The organism is Streptomyces sp. NRRL S-378 (genome assembly GCF_000720645.1).
Classification (GTDB): domain Bacteria; phylum Actinomycetota; class Actinomycetes; order Streptomycetales; family Streptomycetaceae; genus Streptomyces.
The window spans coordinates 1-25,166 of sequence record NZ_JOBX01000014.1 but is presented as its reverse complement, the minus strand read 5'-3'; the positions used below and the strand labels follow the sequence as shown (position 1 = coordinate 25,166).

At 72.8% G+C, this 25,166-nt stretch carries 24 protein-coding genes; 13 read left to right on the top strand and 11 right to left on the bottom strand.

Going from position 1 to position 25,166, the window contains the following annotated elements; translation table 11 throughout:
- Positions 1-43: 43 nt before the first annotated feature.
- Complete coding sequence (locus IH80_RS0112875) at positions 44-1,471, bottom strand: amidase (protein ID WP_037879757.1); 1,428 nt, start codon at positions 1,469-1,471, stop codon at positions 44-46.
- Positions 1,472-1,568: 97 nt separating this feature from the next.
- Positions 1,569-2,027 (bottom strand): carboxymuconolactone decarboxylase family protein, encoded by a 459-nt coding sequence (locus tag IH80_RS0112870; protein ID WP_030960218.1) that lies wholly within the window; start codon positions 2,025-2,027, stop codon positions 1,569-1,571.
- An 87-nt stretch (positions 2,028-2,114) separates the two neighbouring features.
- On the opposite strand from IH80_RS0112870, the gene IH80_RS0112865 reads away from it, so the two are divergent.
- Together IH80_RS0112865 and IH80_RS0112860 are read left to right on the top strand one after the other, a co-directional pair.
- Positions 2,115-2,996, top strand: a complete 882-nt coding sequence (locus IH80_RS0112865) for a sigma-70 family RNA polymerase sigma factor (protein ID WP_030960216.1) — start codon at positions 2,115-2,117, stop codon at positions 2,994-2,996.
- A 45-nt stretch (positions 2,997-3,041) separates the two neighbouring features.
- Positions 3,042-3,275, top strand: a complete 234-nt coding sequence (locus IH80_RS0112860) for a hypothetical protein (RefSeq protein WP_158943421.1) — start codon at positions 3,042-3,044, stop codon at positions 3,273-3,275.
- A 34-nt stretch (positions 3,276-3,309) separates the two neighbouring features.
- On the opposite strand, the gene IH80_RS0112855 is transcribed toward IH80_RS0112860, so the two are convergent.
- Both IH80_RS0112855 and IH80_RS0112850 read right to left on the bottom strand, forming a co-directional pair.
- Complete coding sequence (locus IH80_RS0112855) at positions 3,310-3,822, bottom strand: hypothetical protein (protein WP_030960213.1); 513 nt, start codon at positions 3,820-3,822, stop codon at positions 3,310-3,312.
- Positions 3,823-3,831: 9 nt separating this feature from the next.
- Positions 3,832-4,494, bottom strand: coding sequence for a hypothetical protein (locus IH80_RS0112850; protein WP_158943419.1), 663 nt, complete (start codon positions 4,492-4,494; stop codon positions 3,832-3,834).
- Between the two features lie 91 nt (positions 4,495-4,585).
- Between IH80_RS0112850 and IH80_RS0112845 the strand changes: the two genes are divergently transcribed.
- Complete coding sequence (locus tag IH80_RS0112845) at positions 4,586-5,089, top strand: NUDIX hydrolase (RefSeq protein WP_030960209.1); 504 nt, start codon at positions 4,586-4,588, stop codon at positions 5,087-5,089.
- On the opposite strand, the gene IH80_RS0112840 is transcribed toward IH80_RS0112845, so the two are convergent.
- The 3 genes from IH80_RS0112840 to IH80_RS0112830 form a co-directional block, all read right to left on the bottom strand.
- Entirely contained in the window at positions 5,086-5,529 is a 444-nt protein-coding gene (locus tag IH80_RS0112840) for a MarR family winged helix-turn-helix transcriptional regulator (protein ID WP_030960208.1), read from the bottom strand. The two genes, IH80_RS0112845 and IH80_RS0112840, sit on opposite strands and share 4 nt — an antisense overlap.
- Before the next feature lie 228 nt (positions 5,530-5,757).
- Positions 5,758-5,955, bottom strand: a complete 198-nt coding sequence (locus IH80_RS0112835) for a hypothetical protein (protein WP_030960206.1) — start codon at positions 5,953-5,955, stop codon at positions 5,758-5,760.
- A gap of 56 nt (positions 5,956-6,011) precedes the next feature.
- Positions 6,012-7,250, bottom strand: coding sequence for a tryptophan 2,3-dioxygenase family protein (locus IH80_RS0112830; protein ID WP_107056804.1), 1,239 nt, complete (start codon positions 7,248-7,250; stop codon positions 6,012-6,014).
- 213 nt (positions 7,251-7,463) lie between these two features.
- On the opposite strand from IH80_RS0112830, the gene IH80_RS0112825 reads away from it, so the two are divergent.
- The gene (locus tag IH80_RS0112825; protein WP_234432217.1) at positions 7,464-7,979 is read left to right on the top strand and encodes a GNAT family N-acetyltransferase; all 516 of its coding nucleotides are present in this window, start codon (positions 7,464-7,466) and stop codon (positions 7,977-7,979) included.
- Here IH80_RS0112825 and IH80_RS0112820 read toward each other — a convergent pair.
- Together IH80_RS0112820 and IH80_RS0112815 are read right to left on the bottom strand one after the other, a co-directional pair.
- On the bottom strand, positions 7,945-8,964 hold the full coding sequence (locus IH80_RS0112820; protein ID WP_030960201.1) for an AraC family transcriptional regulator: 1,020 nt from the start codon (positions 8,962-8,964) through the stop codon (positions 7,945-7,947). The genes IH80_RS0112825 and IH80_RS0112820 overlap by 35 nt on opposite strands.
- A 35-nt stretch (positions 8,965-8,999) precedes the next feature.
- Positions 9,000-9,869, bottom strand: coding sequence for an NAD(P)H-binding protein (locus IH80_RS0112815; protein ID WP_030960199.1), 870 nt, complete (start codon positions 9,867-9,869; stop codon positions 9,000-9,002).
- A 303-nt stretch (positions 9,870-10,172) separates the two neighbouring features.
- Between IH80_RS0112815 and IH80_RS0112810 the strand changes: the two genes are divergently transcribed.
- Positions 10,173-10,796 carry an NAD(P)H-dependent oxidoreductase gene (locus IH80_RS0112810; protein ID WP_030960198.1) on the top strand — a complete coding sequence of 208 codons (624 nt, stop codon included), beginning with the start codon at positions 10,173-10,175 and terminating at the stop codon, positions 10,794-10,796.
- Positions 10,797-10,821: 25 nt separating this feature from the next.
- Here IH80_RS0112810 and IH80_RS0112805 read toward each other — a convergent pair whose 3' ends face one another.
- Positions 10,822-13,611, bottom strand: a complete 2,790-nt coding sequence (locus tag IH80_RS0112805; RefSeq protein ID WP_030960197.1) for a glycoside hydrolase family 2 protein — start codon at positions 13,609-13,611, stop codon at positions 10,822-10,824.
- A gap of 256 nt (positions 13,612-13,867) precedes the next feature.
- Positions 13,868-14,290: a DUF1398 family protein gene (locus tag IH80_RS0112800; protein WP_030960195.1), complete on the bottom strand. Its 423-nt coding sequence runs from the start codon at positions 14,288-14,290 to the stop codon at positions 13,868-13,870.
- A 140-nt stretch (positions 14,291-14,430) separates the two neighbouring features.
- Between IH80_RS0112800 and IH80_RS0112795 the strand changes: the two genes are divergently transcribed.
- From IH80_RS0112795 to IH80_RS0112755, 8 genes are all read left to right on the top strand, one after another.
- Positions 14,431-15,168 (top strand): VOC family protein, encoded by a 738-nt coding sequence (locus IH80_RS0112795; protein WP_030960193.1) that lies wholly within the window; start codon positions 14,431-14,433, stop codon positions 15,166-15,168.
- A 1,137-nt stretch (positions 15,169-16,305) separates the two neighbouring features.
- Positions 16,306-17,580 (top strand): phenylacetate--CoA ligase family protein, encoded by a 1,275-nt coding sequence (locus IH80_RS0112785; protein ID WP_030960192.1) that lies wholly within the window; start codon positions 16,306-16,308, stop codon positions 17,578-17,580.
- The gene (locus IH80_RS0112780) at positions 17,577-18,926 is read left to right on the top strand and encodes an MFS transporter (protein ID WP_078906485.1); all 1,350 of its coding nucleotides are present in this window, start codon (positions 17,577-17,579) and stop codon (positions 18,924-18,926) included. The genes IH80_RS0112785 and IH80_RS0112780 overlap by 4 nt, the downstream gene beginning before the upstream one ends.
- Positions 18,923-20,083 carry a GNAT family N-acetyltransferase gene (locus tag IH80_RS0112775; protein WP_051809194.1) on the top strand — a complete coding sequence of 387 codons (1,161 nt, stop codon included), beginning with the start codon at positions 18,923-18,925 and terminating at the stop codon, positions 20,081-20,083. Before IH80_RS0112780 ends, IH80_RS0112775 begins: the two co-directional genes overlap by 4 nt.
- 5 nt (positions 20,084-20,088) lie before the next feature.
- Positions 20,089-21,237, top strand: a complete 1,149-nt coding sequence (locus IH80_RS0112770) for an acyl-protein synthase (protein WP_030960188.1) — start codon at positions 20,089-20,091, stop codon at positions 21,235-21,237.
- Positions 21,238-21,239: 2 nt separating this feature from the next.
- A complete protein-coding gene (locus IH80_RS0112765) occupies positions 21,240-23,750 on the top strand; it encodes an acyl-CoA reductase (protein ID WP_030960187.1) in 2,511 nt (836 codons plus the stop codon).
- Positions 23,751-23,900: 150 nt separating this feature from the next.
- Entirely contained in the window at positions 23,901-24,632 is a 732-nt protein-coding gene (locus tag IH80_RS0112760; RefSeq protein ID WP_158943417.1) for a hypothetical protein, read from the top strand.
- 78 nt (positions 24,633-24,710) lie between these two features.
- Positions 24,711-24,911 carry a hypothetical protein gene (locus IH80_RS0112755; RefSeq protein WP_030960183.1) on the top strand — a complete coding sequence of 67 codons (201 nt, stop codon included), beginning with the start codon at positions 24,711-24,713 and terminating at the stop codon, positions 24,909-24,911.
- The last annotated feature ends 255 nt before the right edge of the window (positions 24,912-25,166 follow it).

Below are 25,166 nucleotides of genomic sequence, written 5' to 3'. Positions count from 1 at the left end.
GGTACCCGTACCCGTGCGGAGGCGTCCGCGCGCCGGAAGGTCGTCAGGGGGCCGTGAGCCGGGGGCGGCGCCCGGCCCACGGCCGGACCTCCTCCAACTGCGCCGCCACCCGCAGCACGGACACCTCGTCGTCGCGGCGGCCCACCAGCTGTACGGCGAGCGGAAGCCCGTCCGTGCCGTGGCCCGCGGGCACGGAGGCCGCCGGGTGCCCGGTGACGTTCCACAGCGCGGTATAGGCGACCATCGGGCGCGAACGCACCAAAGCCGTCAGCAGACCGGCGCCGTCCAGCGCGCCCACCGGGCGCGGGCGGGCGCCGACGACCGGGGTGAGGAGCAGGTCCATGGTGGTGAACATGCGGTCGGCGCGCTCCGCCAGCCGCTCCCCCGCCCTGATCCCGCGTTCCACGGCGGATTCGGGGACCAGGCGGGCGAGCGCGAGCGTGCTCCGGGTGCGCGCCTCCAGCAGGTCGGGGCGTTCGACGGCGGCGGCCTCCGCACGCACCCCGCCGCAGAACTGCGCCGCGAACGGAGCCGTCGCGTCCGGGTAGCGGGGGTTGACCTCCCGTACGTCGTGCCCCAGTTCGCGCAGCGCCCCTACGGTCTCCAGCATGGCCTCGACGTGCTCGGGATGCGGGCGCACACCGGGGACGGCGGGCCTGGCGGAATAGCCGATGCGCAGTCGGCCGGGCGGGGTCTCCAGGGCCCGCAGCCACCCGGTGGTGACGGGGCGGGCGCTCCAGCGGTCGGCGGGGGTGGTGCCGGCGAGGACGTCGTAGAGCAGGGCGGCGTCGCGGACGCTGCGGGTCAGCGGTCCCACGGTGCCGAGGGCGTACCAGAGGTGCGCGTTCGGGGCGGTGGAGACCCGGCCGCGCTGGGGTTTGAGGCCGAACAGCCCGCAACAAGCGGCCGGAATGCGGATCGATCCGCCGCCGTCGCCGCCGAGCGCGGCACCGACGAGCCCGGCCGCGACCGCGGCGGCGCTGCCGCCGCTGGACCCGCCGGGGGTGCGGGTGATGTCCCAGGGGTTGCGGGCGCTTCCGTGGGTGTCGGACTCGGTGAAGGGCCACTGGCCGAATTCGGGCATCGTGGTCTTGCCGATGACGACGGCTCCGGCGGCGCGCAGCCGGCGTACGGCTTCGGAATCGGCGGCGACGGGGCTGTGGTTGGCGGCGCCGCCGAAGGTGGTGACCTGCCCGGCGACGTCGAGCTCGTCCTTGACGGCGACGGGCACGCCGTGGAGCGGGCCGTGCCCCTGCCCGGCGTCCCCCTCCGCCTCCGCGTCCCGGGCGTCGGCCTCCGCGAGCGCCTGCTCGGCGAGGACGACGCGGAAGGCTCCGAGAGCGGGATCGAACCGGGCGATGCGGCGCAGCGCGGCCTCGACGAGGGCCCGGGAGGTGACCTTTCCGGTACGCACCATCTCGGCCTGCCGCTCGACCCCCTGGAACATCAACTCCGCGTCGTCCCCGTCCATGCCCACCCCTTCGCCCCCTACCTCTCGGTAACTCCGGGCAAGGCTGTCCCCCCACCGCCCCCGCGTCAAGCACTCACCCCTGAAGACCGGCCACCGGTCAGCCCCAGGTCCGGCCGGCCGGCTCCTTGATGGTGCGATTGATGCGGTTGAAGAAGTTGGTCAGCGCTATCTCGAGGTTGAGCGCGCCGATCTGTTCTTCGGTGAAATGGGAGTTGAGCTCTTCCCAGATGCCGTCGGTCACTCCCTCGGCGCCGTCCTGCAGCCGGGTGGCGGCCTCGGCCAGCGCCAGTGCCGCGCGCTCCGCATCGGTGTAGAACGGCGCCTCGCGCCAAGCGGCCACGTTGTGCAGACGCTCGTCGGTGTCACCTGCCCTCTTACCCCCGGCGACACTGGCGTGGACGCAGGCCGAACAGCTGTTGATCTGGCTGGCGCGCAGGTGGACCAGCGCGAGCAGCTTCGGGTCGACGCCGCCGGCGGCGATCGCCTTCTGCAGGTGCCCGATCGCCTTCCACACGTCGGGGTTGTCGGTGTTCTTGTTCTTCAGTCGGTTCTGCATGGCAGGGTGCTCTCCTCGGTCGGGGTTACCTTGCCGGGCCGGTGCCCGTCACCCCTATGACGGAGCAGCTCCCAGGGAGGTAACACCATGTCCGGCACTCAGCCCGCCGATCTGATGGCCGCGGCCTTCGAGGCCCACCGCGACCGGCTCACGGCCGTTGCCCACCGCGTGCTGGGTTCGCACGCGGATGCGGACGACGCGGTGCAGGAGGCGTGGCTGCGTCTGTCCCGCCAGGACGCCGGCACCATCGACAATCTCGGCGGCTGGCTGACCACCGTGGTCGGCCGCATCAGCCTCGACCTCCTGCGCTCCGGCCGTACCCGCCCGACCGTCCCCCTCGACGACGGACTGCCGGAACGCGTCGTGACCCTTGACGACGGCCAGGCTCCGGAGGAACTCATGGCGCTGGGCGACTCAGTGGGCCCGGCGTTGCTGACGGTCCTGGACTCGCTGCGCCCGGACGAACGTCTGGCGTTCGTGCTGCACGACGTGTTCGCCGTCCCGCACGGGGAGATCGGCACCATCCTCGGCAAGTCCGCCGACGCGACGAAGATGCTCACCAGCCGCGCCCGCCGGAAAGTGCGGGCGGCCCGGCAGTCGGCGCACGACCGGCAGCAGCAACGTGAGGTCGTCGGGGCGTTCCTGGCGGCGGCTCGCGAAGGCCACTTCGGGCGGCTGCTGGAACTGCTGCATCCCGAGGTCGAGTTCACCGTCCACACGCCCGGCGGGCGGTTCGTCACGATCGGGGCCACCGAGGTCGCGGGCCGCGCCCGCGTGGCCGGCGGCGCGGCGCGCGGACGTGCGGCGACCGTGAACGGGCGACCCGGCGTCCTCGCCTGGAACGAGGACGGCACCCCGATGTCCCTGCTCGCCTTCACCGTCGCCGACGGCCGCATCACCGGGATCACCGCCGTAGTGGACCCTGCCGAACTCGCGCGCCTGGACCTCCCCGGCCCGGTGTTCCGGTGAGTGCCCCCACCGCGCTCCACGGGTCCGGATGTCCCGAACCTGGCGGTGCCCGGAAGCCGTAGGCGGCGGGACAGCACGGTGCTGCGCGGCAAGGCCCTCGAAGACGACGACCAGTCGGGCGCCCTTCGGGGTGTCCCGGCGGACGTGGACCCCGTCGAGGGCAAGGGGGTCCGGTACGAGGACGCGGGCCTGATGCTCGGCGACGCGGGCGGGCTCTGCCTCTTCGAGTGCCGGAGCTGCCCGGGGCGCCGGGTCAAGGTGCGTTACGACTGCGCCTGAGACGCGGAGGCGCCGCCGCGGATGGGCGTGCGGGTCATCGTCGCGTCGGGCGTACCGCGCGGACGTGTGCGGCCGAGAGGTGGAGCTCGTACGGCATGGCGCAGTCGGAGGAGAGGGTCGCGACGAGGGTTCCGCAGGAGCCGCACACCTGGTTCATACCGCCGTCCGGGGCGGCTCCGCAGCAGGCCGGAGCCGCATGCTGCAGCTCCAGGCCGCGCGCGTCGTCCGGGTCGACGACGATGTTCCCCCGCGGGCCCCGCGACACCAGCGGCTGCCCGGCGGCGTTGCGGTACGTCCCGAGTCGCGGCATCACCGGTCCCGGGACCTCGGCGACGACCAGGGGCGCGCCGTACGGTTCCGTCTCGATCGCGTAGTGGCCGGACGGTACGGTCGCCGGCAGCGGACGCGGCTCGTCCGCCTCCGACCAGGCGTGGTAGGGGGCTTCGGGAACCGCGGGCAGCGGCATGAGCGGGCCGGTCAACCGAACCCCGCACGTCGCGCACACGAACACCACGACCCCCTGGGGCCGGTCCGTCCGCTGCTCCATCGGGGCCGCCTAACCCGCCTCTTGGAGCTTCTCGTGCTGCCGCTTCATGAGAGCGGGCGGGATCGGATCCCCCTCATGGGAGGTGAGGTAGACGGCAAGCGACCCGTTGGTGCGCACGACCGTCATCGTCAGCCCCTTGTGAGGGGCACGGGTGCTGACGGCGGAGAAGGCGACGGAGTCGTCCCCCACGCCGGCGGAGGGCAACGCCTTGACGGTGTCCTGGTCCTTCCAGCCCCGCTGGGAGGTGACCTCGAAGTCCTTGCACGCGGCGGCAGCCGCCTTCAGCTCGCGCATCCACGCCTCGGCCTCGCCCTCCGGGTAACTGGTGAGGACGACGCTCCCGACGCCACCACCCGTAGTGGCCTCGCCCTCGGCCTCGAGGGCCGCCGAGGCGGTAGCGGTGGCTTCGTGCCGCGGGGTGACGCTCCGCAGATCCGCCAGCGGCTGACAGGCGGGATCGGTCGCCGTGACCACGTCCACCTCCTCCAGGAGGGGCTCGCTCTGGGGCGTCGCCTCGAAGCCGGAGTGCTTGCCGCTCAGCACGGCGTCCGAAAGCGCCGCGGAAGTGAGCGGCGCGCTCCCGTTCCCGCCCGTCTCCCCACCGGAACAACCGACCGCCGCGGAGGTCAGGACGAGGAACACCACCGCTCCCCGTATGAAGCCGCCACGCACGCCGTTTCCCCCCACTCGCCGAACCATGAAGATCACATTCTGCCAGGGTGACGACCGCCGCCCGCCGGCGCACTGCCATAGGCTGGCGGCCATGCCTGCTCACAGCCCTGCATTCGTGGTCGACGACGACGTCGAGGTGCCCGTTCCCGCTGCGGGCGAGGTCTGGACCGTCGGCGCCGTCATCCTCAACGGGGACGGCGCGGCCTTCGCTCAGAAGAGGAGCGCGGACCGGCGGCTCTTCCCCGACTCCTGGGACATCGTCGGCGGCCATGTCGAGGCCGGCGAAACGGTCCTGGAGGCCCTGGCACGCGAGGTCGCGGAGGAGACCGGCTGGCGCCTGCGCCGCGTGCGGCGGTTCCTCGGCACCACGACCTGGACGGGGGACGACGGCGGTGGGCTCCGTCACGAGGCCGACTATCTCGTGGAGGTCGAGGGCGACTTGGACGCTCCCGCGCTGGAGTGGGCCAAACATCGCGCCTACGGCTGGTTCGGCCGCGACGACCTCGCCCGCCTTCAGGAGAACCGCCGGCCCGGGGAGTTCCTCGTCCACGATCTCATCGCCCGGGCTATCGAGGAGCGTCCGGCGACGTCCTAAGGCGTCTCCTGTTCCTCGTAGCTGCGTACCTCGCCGATCAGGCGGTGCAGGAGGCTGCGCGCGGCGGCGATGTCGGCCGTGGGGATGTCGGCGGTCAGTACCTGATGGATCGCGCCGGCGCGGGTGGTGATCCGCTCCAGGGTGGTGCGTCCGAGCGGGGTGAGGGTCAGGAGCGGTGATCCGCGGTGGTCCGGGTTCGGATGGAAGTCCGCGAGGCCCTCGCGGACGAGGTCGTTGGCGACCCGCTGTACTCCCTGGCGGGCGATCCCGAGGCGGCGGGCGGCTCGGGCGACGGGCATCGGCTCGTCGGAGACCACGCTGAGCAGTTGCCAACGGGCCTGGGTCTGCCCCTCGGCCGCCGCGACGCCCTCCCCCATCCGGCGGAGCAGCCCGGCGGCCTCGAACACGTCCGCGACCAGCAGCGCCAGCTCTTCGGACACCCCGCACCCTCCCTCGGACCCTAGGACGACAGCACGATGACAGTTCGTTAACCTCTTGTCATCCTACCGGTGCGGTACGGCGGGGGCGCGGGCCGGAGGGCGAAGCCGTGGCGCTCGCGCTCCTGGACCTCCGGGACCGGCTGCAGAATGATCACCTCGCCGGTCTGCCCGACGGGCCGACCGCCCTCGGGACCGGTCCTTGGGACGCGAGCCGGCGCGGCCGGGGGTTCAGGCCAGGCGGGTGCTGATCCGGTAGCGCATGTCGCCGGCCGCGCGGCGGATCTCCTCGGGCTGCCCGTCGTCCTCCAGCACCCCCAGGAGCACCATCAGCGCCCGCGCCTCGTCTGCGCTGATCAGCTTCAGGCGGGGCTCGGTCACCCCGTCGAGCAGTGCGTCCAGCAGGTCCACCACGTCGTCCATGTCCATGCTCACATCAACGCCCGACGCCCCGGGGATGTCACCCGGGGGACGGTGCACGCCGCTCAGCGGCTCGCGCGCAGCTGCCAGAACAGCCGGTTCTCCAGGGCTGCGGTCAGGTACGGGACGCCGTCGGTGTACCCGGATCCGTGCGCGTCGCCGAGTATCCGCGCGGCCAGGCCGCGATGGGCCGACTTCCAGCGCTGGTGCCGGCCCTCCAGCCGGCCGAGCGCGGCGTCGAGGCGGTTCCATTCCGCCCGGTCGGGCCCTCCCTCACGGCGGAGGTCGAGGTAGGCACGGGTGACGGTGTCGTGACCGGCGGCCCGCGCCTCGGCCCGTACGGCGGGCACGCTCGTGAAGGCGGTCGAGTGCAGCCGCGGGGCCGGGGGCACTCCGCAGAGGCTCTCGAAGCGCTTGTACTGCTCGGACTGGATGGCGCTGGCGCCCTGGGTGTAGTGCCGGAAGGAGGAGAAGTGGTCCGCGCGCATCGTGGCGACCGTACGGAAGAGTCCGGCGGCCCGCTCGAAGATCGCCGACGCGTCGTCCATTCGCTCGGCGCTTTCCCCCGGACATCCCGCCCGCAATGCGGAAACGGCCGATTCCACATGGTGCGCCATTGCCGTGAAGAGCATTTCGTGGGCCTGGAGGATACGGATGAAGAAGTATTCGTCGTGGAGTACGTAGACCGGCTGGACGGTGACGTCGAACCACGCCCAGGCTCCCGCGGCCGGCGGCCGGGGCAGGCGGTCGGCGAGTTCCCGCAACCGGGAAGCGGGAGTTCCGTCCAGTCGTGACGGCAGGTCGCGGGCCTCCGGCCCACCGAGGCCCGCGGCGACGAACCTCAGGGCGTGCCGCAGCCGCGTCCGTACCGTTTCCGCGTCCGGTCGGCCCCGGCCGGGGCCCTCCCGCGACCCGGTCGCGGCCCCGACCTCGAACCGGACGACATCGGCCATGAGCAGGGTGGCCATCCGGTCGGCGCTCCGCACGGAATTCCGTGCGTCCAGGAGAAGCTCCAGAACCGGCAGCGAAAGATACGTACGGTTCCAGAAACGGTCCTCGTGCTTGTCCAGCGAACAGTCGAGGAAAGCGTGGAGGAGCGGAAGGCCCGCCGCATTCCGGTCACGGATTTCTCCCAGCCGCTTCAGCATGCGTTCCGGCAGGAAATGTTTTCCCGTCCGTCGCACGTGGTCGTTGACGGACCGGGCCAGGGCGAGGCCGTCGGATCCCACCGGTATCCGGTCGGCGGCCACCCAGCGTCCGGCCGGCCGTAGGGCCGACGCACACCGCTCGTCCTGAGGAGTCATCGCCACTCACCTCTCCCGTGTCGCTGTGCGGCGGCGCTGACCTCCACCAGACAGGACCGAGGGACCGTCGGTCATGTCTCGGACTTTCGTGTCTTGACAGCGACGGGAGCAGTACCCCTCCGAGCAGCACCCCCTCCCCCACACCTCTCGCACAGGTCGCGTCTCGACGGGCTCCCCGGGCCGGGCCGGGGAGGGTGACGCTAGGGTGATGTCATGCCCGCCATGATCGTCCCGCCGCAGCGGACCCTGCGACTGGAACCCGTCACCGCCGACAACTTCGACGCGGTGTGTGCCGTGCAAGTGCGCCCCGATCAGACGCACTTGGTCTCCCCCGTCGTGAAGTCCCTCGCAGAGGCCTACGTCCACCCCACCTGCGCCTGGCCGCGTGCCGTCGTCGACGGGGGCGACGTCGTCGGCTTCGTGATGGCCTTCCACGACATCGTCTGGGACCCGGCGACCGATCCGACCGACCGGCGCAGCGGCATCTGGCGCCTCACGATCGACGCCGGCCATCAGGGCAAGGGCTACGGCCGCTTCGCCGTGCACTCCGTCGTCGACGAGATCCGCCGCCGCGGCACCCACGGGGCGGTCCACGTCAGCTGGCACCTCGGCCCCGGCAGTCCCGAACCCTTCTACCTGGGACTCGGGTTCACCCCCACCGGCGAACTCAGCGGTGACGAACGCGTGGGCGTGCTCACCCTCGACGCGGCCGCACCTCCGGCGGGCTGAGGACCACGGTCCCCCCGGGCCCCGGCGCCAGCCCCGCCTCGGGCCCGGACCCGCCCGCGCGGAAGGCCTGGGGGCTCATCCCCCGGACCCGTTTGAAGGCCGCCGACAGGGCGAAGGCGCTGCCGTAGCCGACCCGGCGGGCCACCCGCTCGACCGTGGCGTCGGGCTCGCGCAGCATGTCCGCCGCCAACGCGAGCCGCCAGCCCGTCAGATAGCCGACGGGCGGCTCCCCCATCACCTCCCTGAACCGGCGGGCCAACGACGCCCGTGACACCCCGACCCGTACGGCGAGTTCCGCCACCGTCCACGCGTGCGCCGGGCTCTCGTGCAGCAACCGCAGTGCCGGGCCGACGACCGGATCGCTCTGGGCGCGGAACCAGGCGGGCGCGCTCGAGTCCGCCGCCGACGGCCACGCCCGCAGGACCCCGATCAGGAGCAGGTCCAACAGCCGGTCCAGCACCACCTCCTGGCCCGGCTCCTCACTGGAGATCTCGGAGGCGAGCAGGTCGATCAGCGTCGCGTCCGCGGCCTTCGCCGGTCTGACCAGGATATTCGGCAGTGCGCCCAGCAGCCGGCGGCCGATCTCGCTCGGCGCCTGATAGGTGCCGCTGAGCATCACCGCCGAACCGGCGTGCTGGTGGGCGACTCCCCAGGTCCGCACACCCAGCGCCATGGAGTCCGTGACGTCCTCCCCCTCCGGTGTGCTGCACCGCTGGTCCGCTCCCACCGTCACCGTCACGGGTGTGTCCGGGGAGTCGGCCACGGTGTACGGGTCGGGCCCGCGCACCAATGCCACGTCGCCCGGGGCGACCCGTACCGGCTCTCCCCCGTCGGGCAGCAGCCACGCGGAACCGCGCACCATCGTGGCGACCGACAGCGGAGCGCGGTCCTCGATCCGCATGGCCCACGGCGGGTTGAGGACGGACTTGAGGAGGAAGGCCCCCCGGGCCTGGGGGCCTTCGAGCAGGCCGGTCAACATGTCCATGGGTACATCTTCTCCGCCGCGGTGCTCGGGGCCGGTCAGGCGGAAGGGACGTCCCAGACTCCGGTGGCCGCTGCCTCGCGGGCGAAGTCCGCGAAGTCCCTGGGCTTGCGGCCCAGGACCTCCTCGACCCCGTGGACGAGGTGCGCGTTGCGCCCGTCCAGGATCAGGGTGAACAATGCTGCGAAGTCCTCCGGGAGACCGTGCTCCCGCAGTTCCGCGCGGTACGCCTCGTCCGTGACGGGTACGTAGGAGATCTCCCGGCCGGTGACCTCCGACAGCTCGGCCGCGACGTCGGCGAAGCTCATGAGCCGGGGACCCGACAGCTCGTACGTCCTGCCGATGTGCCGGTCGTCGGTCAGCGCGGCCACCACCACGTCGGCGATGTCCTCGGTGTCGACGAACGCCTCGACGCCGTCCGCGGTCGGCAGGGCGATCACCCCGGCCAGCACCGGCTCCAGGAAGAAGCTCTCGTCGAAGTTCTGGTTGAACCAACTGGCCCGTACGACCGTCCAGTCGGCCCCCGACGCCTTCAGCTTCTCCTCGCTGAGCTGCGCGGCCTCCTCTCCCCGCCCGGACAACAGCACGAGGCGGCGTGCCCCCGCGGCGACCGCCGCCTCGGCGAAGGCCCCCACCTGCTCGGGGGCACCGGGGAAGGCAAGGTCGGGGTAGTAGGTCACGTACACCCGGTCGACGCCTTCCAGTGCCGGGAGCCAGGTGGTGGGCTCGTTCCAGTCGAAGGCCGGTGTGCCGCTGCGGGACCCCACCCGGACGGGCAGGCCCTGGGCCGTCAGCTTCTCGGCGACCTTGCGGCCGGTCTTGCCGTTCCCTCCGATGACCATGCTGAGCGCCCGGCCGGTGGTCTGCGTGTCGTTCGTCGTCTGCGTTGTCCGCGTCGTCTTCGTCATGACCTCAGTCAAGACGAGCGGCGCGAGACGCGACATAGCCGAAACGCTCATGCGCATACGCGAGCGTCTACGAGGACGACGCGGTCACCTCTTCCCAGCACGACTGCAGCTGTGCACGGAGGGACGGCAGGGATCCGGCATGGCCGTACAGGACCAGCACGAGCCTGCCGGGCTCGACGCTGTCAGGCTGCCGCGTGTACGACCAGTGCCTTCCGGCGCGCAGCAAGGACCTGCTCTCGGAGGGCCGCCGGTGGTGGTCGGGGACAATGGGCCACGGCTCAAGTCGACCGGGGGGAACGGATCATGCGTGTCGGGGTGTACCTCGCTCATCCGCGGGCGGGCAGTTTCAACCATGCGGTGTTCGACGCCGTCGTGGACGAGTTGGAGGGCCGCGGGTGCCGGGTGGTCGCGCACGATCTGTGCGCCGAAGGCTTTCCGCCCCTGCTGTCCGCCGAGGAGACGGGCACCGTCTCCCCGGCCGCGAGCGCGGACGATCCGCAAGTGGCCCTGCACCGGCGGGAGGTGGCCGGGCTCGACGCCCTGGTGTTCGTCCACCCGAACTGGTGGGGCATGCCGCCGGCCGTCCTGACGGGCTGGGTGCAGCGCGTCCTCGTGCCCGGCGTGGCCTACAAGCTGGGTACCGCCGACGGGGAGCCCGCCGGGCTGCTGTCGGCCGGCCGGGCCCTCGTGCTGAACACCTCCGACACCCCGGGCGAGCGTGAGGAGAGCGAGTTCGGCGACCCGCTCCAGCGGATCTGGGCGGCGTGCGTCCTGCCGTACGTGGGAGTCGTCGACGTGCGCCGGGTGGTCTTCCGTACCGTCACCGACTCCACCGACGAGACCCGCCGGGCCTGGCTCCTGCAGGCCCGGCGGGAGGCGGCCGCGCTGCTGGCCCGACCCCTGCAGGGGGCCGCGCTGCCGGCCTGACCCCCTGCAGGGGGCCGGGCCGCACTCAGGCCGCGGGGATCGTCGACGTCGGCGTGTTCCAGCCGGAGATCCGCAGCCGGGGCGCGCTTCCGTGCAGGTCCGCGGTCCGGTACGTCGCCGTCAGCGTGACCGACTCCCCCGGCCAGAGGCTGACCTGGTTGTCGGTCCACCGCACGGGCAGCACCGGGGTTCCCTGCTCCCCCACCAGGTGGACGTCCGTGAGCAGGGCCGGGGTGGCGCCGGTGCCCGCATGGCGCAGGGTCACGGTCGTCGTGGTCGTCCCGGAGGCGTCGGCAGTCGTGGAGGCCGTGGCGGCGACGGCCGTCCGCGGCATCGCGTCCAGCCCGCGCAGGTCTGCGTAGGAGGTGGTGGGCGTGTAGTACCAGTCGCTCCGCTCGTAATCGAGGACGTCCTCCTCCGTCGAGAGCCAGTAGACGTTGCGGCTCACCTCCCGTCCGGCGGCGTCGGTGAGCAGCAGCCTGGCCAGGTACGTGGTGGGCAGGCCCGGCACCGACGCGGGGACCGTGAGCACGGTGCTGCTCGCGCCGCCGCCGGCAACGCTCAGGCCGGTCGCCGTGCGGTCGTACTTCTGTGTGCCGTCGGGGGCGAAGAGCGTCACCCGGGCGGTCAGTCCTGAGGCGGGTGCGGTGCGGTTGTTGACGACCGCCACGGAGCGGTCGTCGTACCCGTACTGGACGTGCAGGGGTTCGTTCGCCTTCTTCGCGCCGAAGTAGGCGCCGCCCTGGTCGAGGTAGCGGTCCACGAGCTGCCAGTGGAGCGAGGTCCAGCCGCTGTTGAACATCCAGTAGACGACGCCGGTCGACGGGTCCGAGGGGTCCTTGGCGTTGCGGGCGTACGCCTCGAACTGCGCGCGCACGTTCTCGTACTGGGCGAGCTGCGCCTTGCGTACGTAGTCCTCCAGGCTCGCCGGGGCCCCGTAGCGGGCGGTGAGGGCGGCGCCGTAGAGCTCCAGCGTGTCGAAGGTGGCGGACGGGGAGCGGTGGTACTGGGGTGCGGTCGGGTCCTTCCACAGGGTTTCGAGTTCGGCCGGGGTCATCATGCGGCGCAGTGTGTCGAGGGTCGGGACGTCGGGGCCGGCGCTGGTCTCGGAGTTGAAGCCGCTCGCTCCTCCCTCGCGCTTGTCGTACCAGTAGCCCGGCGGGACCCAGTCGTACGGTCCGGTCATCTTCATGCCGGAGCGGCCGGTGATCGGGGACGAGGTGTCGGAGGCGGCGGGGATCACCGGGGCGGTCCAGTCGGCGGCCTTCAGCGCGTCGAGGTAGCCGCGCTCGATCTCCTCGTTCGGTGCGGCGTCACTGCCGATCAGGAAGGAGATCACGCTGGGGTGGTGGCGCAGCCGGGCGGCCTCGGCGGCCATCGAGGCCCGGGCCACGGAGTGGTCGGCGCCGGACCAGCGTTCACCGGAGCCGGAGCGGTTGGTCTCGCCCTCCCATTTGGTGCAGCACTCCCAGCCGGGGAGGGTGAGGATGCCGTGCCGGTCGGCGAGGTCGAAGAACTCGTCGGGCTCGATGTGCCCTTCCAGGCGCAGGGTGTTCAGGCCGAGGTCGAGGGCGTACTTCAGGCGGTCCTCGGTGTAGGTCGGGTCCCAGCGGAGGAACTCGTCGGGGGACCAGCCGCCGCCCTTGATGAGGAGGGGGCGGCCGTTGACCTCGTACCGGCGGGCGCCGTCCGCGTTGAGGGGTGCGCGTACGTCGCGGATGCCGAAGGCCTGGTGGGCGGTGTCGGAGGGGGTGGCGTTCACGGTGGCCGTGAGGTGTAGCGCGTACATCGGCTGCCCGCCCATGTGGGCCGGCCACCACACCCGGGGCGATTCCAGCCTCAGCACGGGGTGTTCGGCGGGTGCGAAGACCACCGCCCGCGTCTCGTGGGGGGCGAGCGTGACGGTGCGGCCGAAGGGCGCGCCGCCGCCGACGGTGCCGGACAGGGTCGTGGTGACGGTGGCGTCGGAGTCGTTGCGCAGCCGGGCCTTGACGGTGAGGTCGGCGGACGCCATGGACGGCAGGGCGAGGGCGGTCACCACGTGGGCGTCGCGCAGGGCGACCGGTCCGGCGCGGCGGACGGTGACGTCGCGGACGATGCCCATGTTCTGGTCCGGGGGCGGTTGCAGCCAGTCGAGCCAGCCCATGGTGAGGTGCTTGCGCGGGTTGTTGGGCTGGATCCGGAAGGCGACGGTGTTGGTTCCGGGCCGGACGAGGGCGGTGACGTCGAACTCGTGACGGGTGTAGGCGCCGGTGACCGTGTCGGCGGTGGCGATCCGGTGACCGTTGACGTGGACGTCGGCGGCGGAGATGACGCCGCTGAGGTCCAGGTGGGTACGGGCCGTCGTGTCGGCGAGGGTGAAGTCGGAGCGGTACCACCAGGGCACGGCGAAGTCCGCGGCGGGAATCAGCTTCTGCCGGGTGGAGTGGAACGGGTCCGGGTACACACCGGCGGCGAGCAGCGCGGCGAGGACGGTGGACCGGGGGCCCGCGGAGTACCAGCCGGTGGCCGGATAGCCGGGGCTGGACACGGCTTCGGCCGTGTCGGTGACCTTGGCCGTGGACTGGACGGCGTAGCCCGAGAGGGGGGTCGCGCTGCCGGGTGCGTCGGGGACGACGGTCGTCGGCGCCGTGGCCGACGCCGGCGTACGGGGTGCCGCCCCGGGGCCGGGTACGGCGGGGTTCGCCGCGCCGGAGGTGCCCGCGGCGAGGAGGAGCGCCAGGCCGGCCACGGCGAGGGCGACGGCCCTCGTGCGGTGGCGGCGGTGCCGGCAGTGGGGGCGGTGGCGGCAGGGGTGGGCGAGGCGGCGGAACACGGGGCCTCCCGCGGGACCGGGCCCTGGATCGGGCGCGGCCGACGGCGGGCGCGGCTGGTCCCGGGCTGTTCATCGGGGTGGGTGCGTCCCGCCCGCTGCGCGGCGGCCGGGCCGGAGGGATCGAGCATGCCACGGGCGCGGCCGCGTGCGGTGGCGACAGCCCGTGGGGCGCCGAACCTTCTCATCCCGCCGGACCTTATCCCGCCGCGCCGCTTTCCGGGCGCCCCGCGCCCCGCGCCCCGCGCCCCGCGCCCGCTCAGGGGAGCACGACGGCCGGATAGTCCTCGGTGTAGGACTCGCCGTCCGCCCCGTGGTAGGTGCAGGTACGGGCGGCGGTGTCGACCTGGTACCAGACGATGCCCGCGTCCCAGCAGCCGCGAACGAACTCCGGGAACGTCGTTTCCCCGGCCTGGTCCGCGCGCAGCGCCGCGATCAGGCCGGCCCGGTCGAACGGCGGTGCCGCGGCGAAGCCGGTGACGAGCGGCTCGCCCTGGACGACGACGTGACCGTGCTCGGTCAGGTAGAGGAAGGCGTTGGAGGGTACGGCCATGCGGCAGAGGCTCACGCCGGCCTGCCGCAGGCTCTCGGCGAGGTAGGGGAAGCCGCCAACCCTCGGCCGGGCGGCCGCACCTCGCTCCATGGCGGCCTGCAGACGACTGATCGCATCCCTGTCATTCATGACACCATGATGACAAACAGACAACATGTTGTCCAATTCAGGACCCCCGGTCCCCCTCGCGACCCCACACGGCCCCGCACGGCCCCGCACGGCCCGTTAAGCCGTAGCCCTGACCTGCGGCGGCTTTTAAGATCTTCGCCATGGCTACGAGACTCGTGCAGATCAACATGAAGGCCCATGACGACTCCGCGCTCGGCCGGTTCTGGGCGGCGGCGCTCGGGTGGGGCATCGACAGCGAGGCGCCCGGCGTGACGAACCTCGAACCCGTGGGCTTCAGCTACCCCGACCCCAGCGCCGTCTGCATCGACCTCATCGCCCGTCCCGAACCCAAGGCGGTGAAGAACCGGGTGCACCTCGATCTGGCGACCACCTCCGCGGCTCACCAGGCGGAGCTGGTCGCGCGCCTGCGGGAGCTGGGTGCGACGCTCGCCGACGTGGGTCAGGACGACGTCCCCTGGACGGTCATGGCCGACCCGGAGGGCAACGAGTTCTGCGTCCTGGAACCCCGTCCGGTCTACGAGGGCACCGGGCCGATCGCCGCGGTGGTGGTCGACTGTGCCGACCCGCGGGCGATGGCCCGGTTCTGGGACGAGGCGATGGACTGGAAGCTCCACGAGGTCACCGACGACCGGGCGACCATGCGTTCCGCCCAAGGCGTCGGCCCGTACCTGGAGTTCATCCGCACCCCCGACACCAAGAGCGGGTGGAACCGCGTGCACCTCGACATCAGCCCCTACCGCGGCGACGACCCTGCGGTCGAGGAAGCCCGGCTGCGCGCCCTGGGTGCCACCGACCCCGGTATCGACCAGTCCGCGATCTCCTGGAGAATTCTGGCCGACCCGGAGGGCAACGAGTTCTGCCTGCTCTCCCCCCGCTGACCCTCTCGACCCCTCGCCGCCCCCTCGCCGACCCCGCGCAACGGCCACCGGTACGACCCCGCCCCCGCACGGCTCGGGCGGCCCGTCCTCCAGGCATGGAGGCACGCACTCGCCGCACGACTGCCGCGACCGGACGCGCGTACGGAAGGGCGATCCGCGTCGTGTCGTTCTACGACAGGCTGATGCGCCGACGGGTGGACCTGCCCGCGCCGTTCCGGTCCTCGGCGGGGCCGGCCGGATGCGTGGCAGGCGTCCGGCTCCGCGGTAGGGGGCGGGTGGGGCGCGCCCCTCCCGACGGAACGGACGCGTCCGCCCCGCCCGGATCCGCGTCCACCGCCAACGGCACCGCCACCGTCACCGCCACCGCCTCCATCGGCAACCACGTCCCCTACGCCGCCGCCCCGGACCTGCTGCCCGCAGGCGTCCGCGCGGGCGTGGGCGTGGGCGCCACCCGAGATCCCGTCCGGTCCTGGCGGGAGGCCCGGACGGCCCTCCGCTTCACGGCCGCGCGCCGACCGGTCGTCCGCTACGCCGACCTGGGCGCGCCGACACTGCCGGCCGAGATACCCGAGGACGTCGCACGCGCCCACCACGACGTGGCCGCGATCGCCCCCACGACGTGGCCGTGGTCGCCCGCCTCGCGCGCCATCCGGAGGACCTGGAGACCCTGGCCGCCTTCCGCGCCACGCTCCCTGCGCCGCACCGCCGACGGACTCCCCTTCCGCCTCCACCTCCACCTCGGACTGCACCTGCACGTGCACCTGCAGCACGGGGCAGCGTCGCCCGCAGGATCGAACAGATCACGAAGCCCCCGGGCATCGAACGCCCACCCCGGAGGCCTCGTGCGGGCCGCGCTCGCCCTCACCGCGCGGCGGCTGCTGACCACTGACACAACAACGGACCGTGCCGCAAAAATTGTTGAATGTTGCCACAATGGCCAGGAATATTCGCTCAATTTGGTGACTTGCGTACTGATGTTTCATCATCATGACTGCACGTCAGCTTTCGACGTGCGTCGAGGAGGCGGGGGCGCCGGGGGGTCCCCCGTTCGTACCGGCAGATGCGGCAGGCGAGTCCTTGCTCTCGCCGTGCCCCGCCGTGGCTCCCGTCCCACTTCCGTCACCTAGGCAAAGGCCCATGTCCGCCCAGCAACTCTCGGACCTCATACGTTTCGCCCGCCACAACTCGCCCTTCTACCGGGACCTCTACGCATCCCTGCCGGCGCACGCCGACCGGCTCACCGACCTTCCGGTGGTCGACCAGGAGGCGTTCTGGGCGGCCAACACCCTGTACGACAGCCGCGTGCTGACCGGCCCGCTCAGCGAGGCCACGGTCTACAAGACCGGCGGCACCACCGGGTCGCCCAAGTTCTCCGTCTACACCCGCGACGAGTGGCGCACCTTCGTCACCTCCTTCGGGCAGGGCCTCGTGGACACCGGGCTGCGCCCCGGGCACCGCGTCGCCGACCTCTTCTACGCCGGGGAGTTGTACGCCAGCTTCCTGTTCGTCCTCGACTCGCTCGCCCACGCGCCCGTGGACAACGTCCGCCTGCCCATCGGCGGCGGCGCGCCGCTGGAGTCGACGATCCCGACGCTGCGCGATCTCGCGGCGCAGGTGCTCGCGGGCACTCCCACCACCCTGTGCCGGCTCGCCGAACAGGTCGTCGCGTCCGGCGTCCGCCTCGACTCCATCGAGCTGCTGCTCTTCGGCGGCGAGGCGCTCTTCGACGACCAGCGGCGCCTGCTGGCCACGGCGTTCCCCCACGCCGAGGCACGATCCGTCGGCTACGCCAGCGTCGACGCCGGCCTGCTCGGCCGCCCGGTACCGGGCGCCGATGCGCGGGTGCACCGGGCCTTCACGCCGTACTCCGTCGTCGAGATCCTCGACGACACCACGGAGGAGCCCGTCACCGAGCCGGGACGCCCCGGCCGGGTCGTCGTCACGAGCCTGTTCCGCCGTCTCATGCCGATCATCCGCTACCCCGCCGGAGACCGGGCCGAATGGACGGGCACCGGACCGGGACACTTCCGGATCCTCGGACGCGCCGAGGAAGGCGTACGGGTCGGCCCCGTGTCCCTCTACACGCAGGACGCCCAGGACGCCGTGGCCACCGCCGACACCGCAGGTCAGGTGGTCGGCATGCAGCTCGTCGTCCGCCGCTGGGACGGCCGCGACGGGCTCGTCCTGCGGCTGGCCACCGCCCCGGGCGGCGAACGAGACGCCGAACGGCGGGAGGCACTGGCCCGGGCCGTCGTCGCCGAGCTGGAGACCGTACGGCCGCTGTACCCCGACAGCGTGCGCGCCGGGTTCGTGCACCCGGTGTCCGTGGAGTGGGCGCGCCACCGCGACCTCGCCGTCAACCCGCGCTCGGGCAAGCTCGTCCGGGTCCTGGACGAGAGGCCTACGGCATGACCGCCCCGGCACCCGCTTCCGCCCCCACCCCCTCAGCCGAAACCGCAACCGAGACGGCGGCCGAGACCGCGGCCACGGCCACGAGCCCGGCCCGCACGGCCCGCCGGGCCCCGCTGATCCTGCGCAACCGCGCCTTCGCCGCCGTGTGGCTGGGCCAGGTCCTCACCCAGGCCGCCGTGCGGATGTTCCAGGTCGGCGTGTCCTGGTGGATCGTGGCCTACGCCGTGCGCGACGCCCGCGGTCTGGCCTCCGGGCTGTTCATGGCCGTCTGCACGCTGCCCGCCGTGGTACTGGCGCCCGTGGTGGCCCGGACCGTGGCCGGGTTCGCCCACCGCTCGGTGCTGCGGACCGCCGCCGGCCTGGCCGCGGCCACGGCCGGTGTCCTCGCGGTGTGGGCGCAGGGCGGCGGACCGCCGCTCGCCGGGGTGTACGCCGCCGGCCTGGCGCTGGCCACCTGCCAGGCGTTCTTCGACCCGTGCCTGACCACCTCGGTGCCGGAACTCGTCGACGACGCCGACATCGAGACGGCGACCGGCTTCGAGCTGTCCACCCAGTCCCTCGCGGGTCTCGGTGGAGCGCTGCTCGGCGCCCTCACCGTCGACCGGGCCGGAATGGCCTGGCTCGCCGCCGGCTGCGCGGCCGCCTACGCGGGCGCCGCCGTCCTCGTCGCGAGCGCCCGCTTCCGCGGGCCGGCGTCGTCCGCGGCCGGCCCGGACGAACCGCCCGCGCGGCGCCCGCTCCGCCGCATCCTCGGTGAACTGCCCCACGTACGCCGGATCCTGGTCTGTTTCACCGCGGCGAACCTCTTCACCGCCGCCGTGTTCGTCGTCATCCCGCTCTACACCCGCTCCGTCCTCGGCGGCGGTGGCGGCACGGTCGCCCTGCTGGAGGCCTCGCTGGGTACGGGCGCCCTGATCGGTGCCTTCACCGGCACCCGCGTGCCGGGCCGGCCCACGGTCGCCGGTGCGTACTGCCTGGGCCTGATGGCCCTCGCCCTGGCGCTGCCCGGCCTGTTCGCGCACCGTCTGGTCATCGCCGCCTGCCTGGTGGTGGCGGGCTGGTGCGCCGGGGCCGTCAGCGTCCGCTTCGTTGCCCTCTTCCAGCGGCTGGTGCCGGCCGCCGACAAGCCCGGCTTCTTCGCCGTGATGCAGGCCGTCCTGGGCGCCTCCCTGCCGGTGGCGTCCCTGGTGTTCGGCTCCGCGGGCGACGTCCTCTCCCCTCAGACGCTGTGCCTGGTCCAGGGCGTCGGCCTGCTGCCCGCCGCCTGCGCGCTCGCCCTGCCGGGGACCCGTGCGCCCGAACCCACGCCCTCGGCGGAAACGCGAACCCCAGGAGGTGCCCGGTGAGCACCCTCACCACCCCGGTCATCGCCCCGGCCACCCGGGCGGACATCGCCGAACTGCGCCAGCTCTACTACGCCGTCTACGGCCCCCACTACCCGGTGGCGCTCGGTACGGACCCGGCCGAGATGGCCCTGCTCATGGCGGACCCGCACTCCCTGTGGCTCGTCGCCCGCTGCGCGGCCACCGGAGCCCTGACCGCGTCCGCCGCCATCCACGGCGAGGCCGGCAGCCGCATCGCCCGGCTGGAAGGCATCGCCGTACACCCCGAGCACCGCTCCGCCGGTCTGGCCGCCGCCCTGACCGAGGCGCTCTGCGCCGAGATGCTGGACACGGGCAGGCTGGACTCGGTGTACGCGACCGTCCGCACCGTCGGGTCCGGCCCCCAGCGGGTCGTCGCCCGCAACGGCTTCCGCCCGCTGGGCATCCTGCCCAACGCGGTGGATCTCAGCAGCCGCGAGAGCCTCGCCCTCTACGCGCGTCATTCCCCCGGTGTGCTCGACCGCCGGGTGCCCGTCACCGAAGTGCCCGCAGCACTGCTGCCGTTGCTGCGCACCGCCGGGGACGCCCTCGGCATCGGCTACCCCGGAGTGCGGGCCGCCGCCGTCCGCCCCCGTCCGGCACCCGGACACCAAGGCGGCGTCGAGCGGCTGGAGGTGATCGAGGCACCCGCGTTCGTACGCCGCCGCTTCCGCGAGCGGTTCCCGGGCGCGGAGGGCTGGTTCTACCCGCTGCACACCCCGAACGTGCTGCTCACGCCCGAGGACGGCCGGTTCGAGGTGTACGCGTACCTCAACCGCGCCGGCGGGTACTGCTCCCTGCTGACCGCCCACCCCGACCCGGCGGCCGCGGCCGCCCACCTCGAACCCGTCACCCGGGCCCTGGCCCGCGCGGGCGCCGGCTACGTCGAGGCGCTGGTGCCGCTGGCCCATGAGGAGGCGCTCTCGGCCTTCCTCGCCCAGGGTTTCGTCGCCGGAGCCCTCTACCCGGCGATGCGCGCGGACGGCGACGGCTTCCACGACTACGCCGTCCTGTCCCGCTCCAGCGAGCGGATCGACTTCCGCGGCGTCGCCGTCGAACCGCCCCTCCAGCCCTACCTGGACTGCTACGCGTCGGCCTGGGCGTCGGCGCACCTGCCCACACCATCCGAGGTTGCCCCATGAACCGCATGAACCCCCATCTCGCGCCGGTCGCCGTACCCGACCCGGCCCTCCTGCCGCACGTCCAACAGCTGTGCGACCTGACCGACCCGTACGCCCACGGGCCTGCGGTGGACGAGCTGTTCGCCGCCGCCATGGCGGAGACCCATGCCTGGCACGCCGAACGCTCCCCGTTCTTCCGCTCCCTGTACGAGGCCACTCCCCCGGCGGAGCCGTACCGTACGCCGCTCGTCCACGCGAACTTCTTCAAGCGGCACGAGGTGCTCTCCATCCCGCGCGAGGACGTCGAACTGCACCTGACCTCGTCGGGCACCACCGGCCAGAAGTCGCAGATGTTCTTCGACCACTGGACCATCCGCTCCGCCCAGCGCATGGTCGCCCGGATCTTCGAGCGCAACGGCTGGATCACCCCGGACCAGGAGGTCAACTACCTCCTGTACAGCTACGAGCCGGCCCCGTCCCTGAACCTGGGCACCGCCTTCACCGACAACTACCTGTGCGACTTCGCCCCCGCGCGCAGCGTCGAGTACGCGCTGCGCAACACCGGCGGCGACCACGAGTTCGACCCGTTCGGTTGCATCGCCGCGCTGCGCCGCTTCGAGCGGGAGGACGCCCCGGTCCGCATCCTGGGCTTCCCCGCCTTCCTCTTCTTCACGCTGGAGCGGATGCGGGCCATGGGGATGGCGCCGCTGCGCCTGCCCGAGGGCTCGCTCGTCGTCCTCGGCGGCGGCTGGAAGGGGCACGCCGACCGGCGCATCGAGAAGGAGGAGCTGTACGCGCGCGTCACCGAGCAGCTCGGCATCCCGGGTGAGCGGATCCGGGACACCTTCGGGTCGGTGGAGCACTGCATCCCGTACATCGAGTGCGACCACCACCGGTTGCACGCCCCCGTCTGGTCCCGGGTGACGATCCGCTCCACCCGGAGCCTGGAGCCCCTGCCGTACGGGGAGCGCGGCTACCTGCACCTGGTGTCGCCGTACATCACCTCGGTGCCGGCGCAGAGCGTGGTCATGGGCGACCTCGCTTCCCTCCGGCCCGGCGAAGCCTGCGGGTGCGAGCTGGAGACCCCCTGGTTCACCGTGCACGGCCGTGCCGGGGTGAGCCGCAACCGGAGCTGCGCGGTGGCCGCGGCGGAACTGATGAAGGGAATGGCGTGACCATGAGCATGCACCACCACTACTGGCAGGGTTCCTTCGTCGGCGACGAGGAGGCCGGGCGCCGCCTCGTCGAGCTGCCCGCGGCCGTCGAGGCCGCGCTGGCGACGGAGCTGGCGACCGAGACCGTCCTGGCCGCCTGCGACGCCCTGGCCACCGCGCTGTGCGACCCGGCCCACCCCGTGCACGGCCGGCTCGCCGCGCACCTGCCGGAGGGAGAGGACCCGGCGGTCCTGTCCGAGCTGGGCGTCGTCCTCGGCCGACGGGAACTGACCCGAAAGCTGCGCCGTGAACTGGGCGGCGCGGCTCCGGGCCGGCTGAACCGGGCGGATCCGCGCGAGACGGTCTACGAGGCGTGGGCGCCCGTCGGCCTGGTCGCGCACATCGCCCCGGGCAACGCGGCGACCGTGGCACCGCTGAGCATCGTCGAGGGCCTGCTGGCCGGGAACGTCAACGTGCTGAAGACCAGCAGCGCCGACACCCTGTTCACCCAGCACCTGATGGCCGAACTGGCGGCCCTGGACCCCACGGGTGCGCTGGCCGCGCGCATCGTCGTCCTGCGGTTCCCGTCGTCCCGGCAGGAGTGGCTGCGCCTGATGTGCGCACCCGCGGACGCCGTCGCCGTGTGGGGCGGGGAGGGCGCCGTGGACGGTGTGACGGCCCATGTGCCCGCCGGTTGCCGGCTGGTGGAGTGGGGGCACCGGATCTCCTTCGCCTACCTGACGAGGGACGCCTGGTCGGACGCCGTGACGCTCGGCGCCCTCGCGGACGACGTGTGCCTGCACGAGCAGCAGGCCTGCTCCAGCCCCCAGGTGGTCTACCTCGACACCGAGGACGAGGGCGAGGTGTTCGCCTTCGCCGAGCGGTTCGCCGCCGTGCTCGCGGCCCGCCCGCCGGCGGTGGGCGCCGCGTCGGCCCCCTCTCCGGATCCGGCGGAGGCGGCCGAGCTGACCACCACCGAGCTGGTGGCGCGGCTGGAGGAACATCTCGGTCTGACCCGGGTGTTCGCCGCGCCCGACGGTTCGTGGCGGGTCATGGCCGACACCCGGTCCCCACTCACCGCTTCTCCGCTGCACCGCAGCGTGTGGGTCAAGCCACTGCCGCGGAAGCGGATGATCGCCACCCTGCGCCCGATGCGCCGCTACCTGCAGACCGCGGGAATCGCGGGCAGCCGGACCGACATCGCCGAGCTGTCGCGCACCGCCCTGGCCGCGGGTGTCACCCGGGTGACACCGGTCGGGGCCATGCTGGAGAGCTATGCGGGCGAGCCGCACGACGGCGTGTACGCCCTCCAGCGCTACAGCCGCCGCGTCGCGGTGCAGGCCGACCCGGCCGTCTTCGCCACCACCGCATGTCTGGACGACCTGGCCCGGCCCGTCGTCCTGCCGCCGCCGACGGGACCGCTGCTGGGCAAGGAGGACGTGCAGGAGCCGGGCCGGCGGGTGGCGCGCGCGGATGCCGAGCTGTACTTCCGCAGTGGCGGCAGCACCGGGGCGCCCGCGCTGTCGATCTTCAGTTACGACGACTACGACACGCAGATGCACGCCGCCGCGCGCGGCCTGCTCGCGGCCGGCTACGACCCGGTCGGGGACCGTACCGCGAACCTCTTCTACTGCGGTGCCATGTACGGCAGTTTCATCAGCTTCTTCTCCGTGCTGGAACGTCTCGGCGGGGTGCAGCTGCCACTGTCGGCCGGCCCCGACCACCGGGCGACGGCGCAGGCGCTCATCGACCACGGGGCCGACACCCTCTTCGGGATGCCCTCCTACCTGTGGCAGCTGCTGCACGCGGAGGCCGACGCACTGCGTGCGTACGGCGGCCTGCGCAAGGTCTTCTACGGCGGCGAGCACTTCACCCCGGAGCAGCAGCGCACGCTGAAGGACACCTTCGGCATCGAGGTCATCCGCTCCATCACCTACGGCAGCACCGACCTCGGGCCGCTGGGCTACCAGTGCACCGAGAGCTCCGGCGGCGTCCACCACCTGCACGCCGACCTGCACACCATGGAGATCCTGGACCTGGCCGAGGACCGGCCGGTGACGCCGGGCGAGACCGGCAGGCTTGTCTTCACCACGCACGCACGGCGCGGCCAGGACCTGGGCCGGTACGTGATCGGCGACCTGGGCCGGGAGGTCCCGGGCCGCTGTCCGTGCGGCCGCCTCGCTCCCCGTTTCGAGCTCCGGGGCCGTACGGGTGACGTGATGCGGGTGGCGACCCACTTCCTCAACCAGCGCCGCTTCCTGGACCTGGCCGGGGAGCGAGGCGGCCACCGGGGCGAGTTGCAGATCCGGCTCGACGTCACGGACGCACGCGAGCGGCTGACCGTACGGGTGGAACGCGCCGGGGCGACGGATCCCGAGCGGCTGCGGGAGGTCTTCCTGGCCGGGTACCCCGAGCTCCGGGAGGCGGTGGCGGAGCGGCTGCTCGACCTGGTCGTCGAAGCCGTCGACGGCGCGTCGCTGGACCGCAGCCCGACCAGCGGCAAACTGCTGGCCGTGGTGGACGCCCGCCGGTAGCCGCCGAGTGGGTCCGGCGCGCAGCCCGGGGGTGCTCGACAGCCTGCCGGGCCGCGTGCGCGGGCCGCGGACCGGTCGTCGACACTTGCCGTGCGGCGGGAACTCGGTGTCCTGCGCGAACGGCAGTTCCCATCGACGAGAACAGGACCCATGTCCGAAGACGCGACCGTGCGGGAGTTGTGGGACAGGACGTATCGGGCCCTGTTGCCCTGGACCCGCGTACCCACGGCTGATCTGAACGCACGCTGCGCGGAGGCGGTGACGGCGGCACTGGCCGTGCTGTGGAACGGCTGCGACGACGTTCTCCTCGACGTGCCGGCCACCGACGAGCAGATCCATGCGGTCGTCGCCGCTCAGCAGGCGTACGGCCTCGGATGGCGCGACGCCGTGCTCGGCGACGTCACCGCCGCCCCCGGGGCCGCGCGGCTGGGCCGCGGCCCGGGCGGGCTGTGGGCACCGGCCGCGGACCGGAACGGTGGCCGGGGGCGGTCGTGGCGCCCCACGCTCCGCCACGACCTGGAATTCTTCGCGAGGCATCCCTGGGCCCCGGAGCTGGAGCACCTGCGGGCCGTGCGGCGCGCGGTCGAGGCGTCCTCGGCAGATCCGCGCACCGCGCTCACCGTGCTCTTCCGCACGGCCTGGGAGCAGCAGGCCGCCGAACGCCGGGGGTGGGACGATGCCGCGTGGTGGCAGTACCTGGGGGTGGCGGACCTGACGTCGTGGGCGGTGGTCGCCCTGGGCCTGCCCGGGGCGGACCCCGCGCGTGCGGGCACGGCCGTGGAGGAGGCCGCCGAGGCGGTGAGCCCGCCCTGCTGGACCTGGACGGGTACGGGCCTGCCGGACGGCTTCCTCGACGAGGCCTTCGCCGCACTGGCCCTGTGAGGCGGGCACTTGACTGTCCCCCCGGATCGCCAGCAGACTCGGCTCACTTGTTGATCTTCGCCGGGGGGTACGAAGACCGTGATCGTTTTCTATGCATGCCTGGGGCTTCCCGTCGTCGCGCTGGTCACGTACCTGCTCTGGAGCGACCGGGCCACCCGGACGAGGAACCTCGACGGACTGCTGGCGGAGGAACGGGCCCGGCAGGAGGCCCGCTTCGACAAGCACTCCCCCGCGCGCAGGTTCTACACCCCGCCGGGCGAACGCAAGCGCCGCGGCTGAGCCACGACACCGAACTGGTCACGAAATGTAAATACATCAACACTCTCCGCAGCGATCATCACACGGAAGAGTTATGGATATGTCCGGATTGGGCAACACGAGCCCTATGTGCGGCAATTCGTAGCGGGTGCGGGCCAGAGTGTGGCTCCTCGGCCAGTGGCCGGGAACCGTTTCGAGCCCGGCCGGAACGCATCCGCCCGCCTATGCGCGGGTGCATGTCGCCGGTCCGGGCCGTCCGTTGACGTCGAAGGGGTC